The organism is Pirellulales bacterium, assembly GCA_036490175.1.
Lineage (GTDB): Bacteria > Planctomycetota > Planctomycetia > Pirellulales > JACPPG01 > JACPPG01.
This window is the reverse complement of record DASXEJ010000126.1, coordinates 1-4,706: the sequence shown is the minus strand read 5'-3', so window position 1 is coordinate 4,706 and position 4,706 is coordinate 1. Positions and strand designations below refer to the sequence as shown.

General features: G+C 59.4%; 4 protein-coding genes. 1 reads left to right on the top strand and 3 read right to left on the bottom strand.

Translation table 11 applies throughout. The features are described from left to right. The coding region (locus tag VGG64_09490) for a WD40 repeat domain-containing protein (protein ID HEY1599823.1) at nt 1–1,598 on the top strand (1,598 nt) is incomplete at its 5' end. 10 nt (nt 1,599–1,608) lie between these two features. Here VGG64_09490 and VGG64_09485 read toward each other — a convergent pair. From VGG64_09485 to VGG64_09475, 3 genes are all read right to left on the bottom strand, one after another. Continuing rightward, nucleotides 1,609–2,928, bottom strand: a complete 1,320-nt coding sequence (locus VGG64_09485; protein HEY1599822.1) for a cyclopropane-fatty-acyl-phospholipid synthase family protein — start codon at nt 2,926–2,928, stop codon at nt 1,609–1,611. An 81-nt stretch (nt 2,929–3,009) separates the two neighbouring features. Beyond that, a complete protein-coding gene (locus VGG64_09480) occupies nt 3,010–4,272 on the bottom strand; it encodes a M48 family metalloprotease (protein ID HEY1599821.1) in 1,263 nt (420 codons plus the stop codon). Nucleotides 4,273–4,297: 25 nt separating this feature from the next. Next, nucleotides 4,298–4,706: hypothetical protein (locus tag VGG64_09475; GenBank protein HEY1599820.1), on the bottom strand; the 409-nt coding region annotated here is incomplete at its 5' end.

The window sequence follows — 4,706 nt, the reverse complement described above, 5'->3', positions numbered from 1 at the left end:
AATTCAAGAACCAATTGGGGGTCGTGCTGTCGCTGGCATACAGCCACGACGGTTCGCGGATCGCCTCTTCCAGCATCAATGATGAGAATACTTTCGTCGTTTGGGAGTCACGCAGCGGCAAGGTGATCGATGTGCTCAAGGGGCATACCGGGCAGGTGTATCGCCTTTGCTATTCACCCGACGGCAAGCTGCTCGCCTCTGGGGACATCAACGGCCAGGTCAAGCTGTGGGATGCCGCCACGCTACGGCACGTCCGCGATATTCAGGCGCATGGGGCACCGCTGATGTCAATCTCGTTCGAGCCCAATGGGCGACGGTTTGCTACCGCCGCCCAGGACGGGAATATTCACATCTGGAACGTCGACTCGGGACAACGGGCGCATGCCATCGCTGCGCATACCGGGTCTGCTTTGGGGGTTGCCTACAGCCATGACGGCAAGTTGCTTGCCTCCAGCGGCTTCGATAAGACCGTGCGAATTTGGGATGCTGTGACGTTTCAAGACAAGATCACGCTTCGAGGCCATAAGGAGCCGGTCTGGAGCGTGGCCTTCAGCCCAGACGATCAGCGGCTCGTTTCTTCGAGTTACGACAATACGGCCCAAATCTGGGATACGACGCCGCGACCCGTTCAACCCCGGCCGGGAATCTTTACGGCCGCAGGCCACACCGACCGCGTCAACAGTGTCGCCTTCAGTCCCGATGGCCGCTGGCTTGCGTCGGGCAGTTGGGACAATGATATTCGTTTGTACAACGCGACGAGCGGTGCCGGAATCAAGGTTTTCAAGGGGCACAGGGCGGCCGTGTGGTGTGTCGCGTTCAGCCCGGACGGCAAGCGGCTTGCCTCGGCCAGTTGGGACAACACTGTCAAGCTATGGGATCTCGTGACCGGCGCGGAACTGCTGACATTATCCAAGCACATCGCTCCGGTTCACTCCGTCGCCTTCAGTCGAGACGGAAAAACTCTGGCCTCCGCTGGATTCGACGGCCAGGTGAAACTGTACGATTCGTCGTCCGGAGAGTTAAAGACCAACTGCGACGGCTTTATCTTCCCCATCTTCGATGTCGCGTTCAGCGCCGACGGCAAATGGATTGCGACGGGTGGAACGGAACGACGAGTTAAGATCTGGAACACCAAGACCGGTCAAAACGTGCTGGCGCTTGATGGTCATCAGGCGGCGGTGCACCGCCTGGCGTTTAACGGAGCGGGAAATCGGCTCGTCACGGCGGGCTGGGACAACGTACTGAAAATCTGGGCCTTTAAAGCTTCCGGCGACTCCCTTCCGAAAGTCACTCTGCTGGCCACGTCGCGCGGCCATACCGACCGCATCAATGGGGTCGCCTTTTCGCCCGACGATTCTCTCGTAGCGTCGGCCAGCGAGGATAAAACGATTCGCATTTGGAACAGCGAAACGTTGCTTGAAGTCAGACCGCCGCTTGTTCACCGCGGCGTGGTCGTATCCGTCGCTTTCAGTCCGGATCAACAGCGGCTTGCCGCTGGCTGCTGGTCCAAGTTCAGTTGGGTGCGCACCTGGCCATTGAATGTCGCCGAATCCTCCGCAAGAAACGATCAGCTCCGCCCGGTCGCGGCCTGGCAGTAATCGTTCGGGCTCAGCACGTAACGGCTTCAGCTACCGATTCGATCAATGCGGGCGTCAGACTCCGTCGGCGGCATCTGGGCTTCACAAACATCAACTGCACAGATTGAGTTTGCCGCTCCAGAAATGCTGCCTGGCAGTAACAGAAGTAAAAGTCCCAGAGTCTGATGAACCACTCCGGGCGTCCGAGCGCGCGCATTTGATCCGCATTACCCAGAAACCGGTCACGCCAACAGTGCAGCGTCCGCGCATAATGCGGCGTCCAGTCCTCGACGTGATACAACTGCAAATCGCTAGCTCGTTTTGTGGACAATGCCATGCTCGACATCGACGGCAGGCATCCACCCGGAAAAATGTAACGCTGAATGAAATCCACCCCGCGCAAATATTCGTCGTGCGATTGATCCTGCAAGGTGATCGCCTGAATCAGCATTTGTCCGTCGGGCTTGAGTAATCGACTGCATGCGGCGAAGTATTGATCGAGGAACGCATGGCCGACCGCTTCGATCATTTCGATCGATACCAGCTTGTCGTATTGGCCCTTCAAGTCGCGATAATCCTGTTGAATCACTTGCACTCGGGCAGCCAGTCCCGCATCCGTGATGCGTTGCGTCGCCAATTGATATTGCGCTTCCGAGATCGTCGTCGTGGTAATCCGGCACCCATAGTGCCCCGCGGCGTGGATCGCGAAGCCGCCCCAGCCCGTTCCAATCTCGAGCACGTGGTCGTTTGCGCTTAATTGAAGCTTTTTACAAATCCGGTCGTTCTTTGCGATCTGCGCTTCTCGCAGACTATGGTCGTCATTCGCGAACAAGGCGCACGAATACATCATGGTTTCATCGAGAAACAGCATGAACACGTCGTTCCCGAGATCGTAATGTGCCGCAATATTCTCCTGGCTCCCACGCCGGGTGTTGCGCTGCAGCAGGTGCAGCACGCGCTGAATTGGTTTCTTGAGTAGTTTCGCCCAATAAGATTGGACGCGCTCCTCCACTTCCGAGTTGACGACGAGCAAACGAAGCAGCGACGTCAGATCGTCGCATGACCAATAGCCCCGCATGTAGGCTTCTGCCGCGCCGATGCATCCACCTAGAACCGTTTCGCTGTAGAACCGGCTGTCGTGAACCGTGACGACCGATTGCAAGTCGTGCGAGCCGGTCTGGGAGCCAAAGGTCCGGGCGTTTCCGTCGACAACGATGGTAATCGTTCCACCCGTCAGACCGGACAATTGCCGTTCGAGCAAGCGGCGCGAGTAGCGTTCCAGCCAACCGCTTGTGCCGGTGGTGGTCGCCGCCGGAGCGTTCGCCTCCACGGAGGAACCGTGACGCGGCATCTTTAGCCTCCTGAGAAAACTGCCGTGGCGCTAATCATTTGGCCAATTCTAGATTGCGGGTCGGGCTTGGCGAGGCACTTCTTATTTTCTGGCGTGGGCGCCGACGTCGATGGCTTCCAGCCGGCGGATGCGCTGATCCATGGGCGGGTGCGACTGGAAATGGTCCTGGGCGCGCGTGGCCAGCACGCTGGCGACGGTCTTTTCGGCCGGTTCATCCGTAGGTTCTTCCAGGCCGTGCTCGATCAGCCACTTGCCGAAGCGGCGCGGAAACGACAGGGCCTGCTCGCGCGTCTGACCAGCGGCGATCACGGCCTTGAAGCCGTAGGCATCGGCCGCGAATTCATCATCCTTCGAGTAAGGCATTGTGATGATCTGGTGCAGGACCCCGACCACGTGGCCCGCGACGGGAGTGCCCAGTTCCGAGGCCCGCGCGGTATAGGTCAGTTGCTGCGCGCAATGTCCCAGGTCGACGTGGCCGATCTCGTGGCCGATCACGAATTGCAGCTCCTGGTCGTTCTGTGCAAAGTCGATGAGCGCACTGTGCAGATAGATAAAGCCGCCGACGGTGGAAAAGGCATTGATGCTGTCGATCTTCGAATCGATGACGGTGAAGGTGTAGTCGATGGCGTGGCGCCTGCGGGCGCTCAACAGCGGGGCGGCGATTCGCTCGATCCGCTTGGTCAGCGCCGGCTTGCGAATGATTTTGTTCTCGCTCAAGATCTGATCGTGGAAGGCTTGACCCCATTGCCGCTCTTCGGCTGGCGACAACTTGAACATTTGCTGTCCGACCTGATCGCCGGCCTTGGTTGCCCCGCGCACCACGTCGAACAGCCCGTCGATAATATTTGCTGGATTGCCGGCAGCAGCGCGAGGAGCTTCCTTAGAATCGTCTCCCGTCTGGCCAGAGCGGCGTGACTGCGAATCACTTTTGCCGGAACTCGGCGTCGGGTCGCCAGCGCCGGAGTCGCTGGATGGCTTATCGCCGGGGCTGGAAGTTCCGCTGATCGTGTCGCGAATGCGGCCCAGCAGGTCGCCGGCGACTTTGCCGGCGGACTCGGCCGCCTCGGGCAACCCCGCAGTCGCACCCGTGCTCTTCGCCACGTCGCCGGCGACTTTGCCGACCGTCGTTCCGATCTTGTCGACAATCTTAACGCCCAGTTCCGGGGCCCGATCGATGGTGTTGTCGATGGACTTGTCGATCGCTGCGGGGACGGCATTAGGAATTTCTTCGCGGGCGATGCCGCGCATGGCTTCGCGGGTCTGGTCGGATTCGAAATGAATCACGGCCACGCAGAGACCGATGGTCAACACCAGACCACAGCCCATCAGCAGGTAGATTTTCATGGCGACATTCCTCTGGGAGAGTTCGTCAGCGGTCGCTGAAGTGTATCAACAGGCCGGCCCGCTGAATGAACGTCAGCTTGATGGGAAAATCATATCGGCCGTGCAGGATCGTGACTTGATACGCGCCGGAGCCGGCGGCCCAGTACGATCGTTCCGACGCGGTAATGTTCTTGACCGCGTGGGCGGCCGAATAATTCAGCGGCAACACGGAATTGAGCGACAAGTGTACCGGCCCGGTCTGCGGCGCCAACAGCGGAAAGACGTCCTCGCGGTATGGCAGCCACATGCCCGCGTAGCCGATGCGCATCAGCAGGGCCGCGAAGTTGAACTTGAGATCGATCAGCCGATGATTGTTCACACGCAAGCCGTCGGCCTTCCAAGCAATGCCGGTCGGCCCCGAGGGGATTCCCGCAGCGATCTTCGGATCCACGAGC

What these genes read in the sequence shown, in the direction of transcription:
- VGG64_09485 (HEY1599822.1), bottom strand. Translation starts at nt 2,928, where the DNA reads ATGCCGCGTCACGGTTCCTCCGTGGAGGCGAACGCTCCGGCGGCGACC.
- VGG64_09480 (HEY1599821.1), bottom strand. Translation starts at nt 4,272, where the DNA reads ATGAAAATCTACCTGCTGATGGGCTGTGGTCTGGTGTTGACCATCGGT.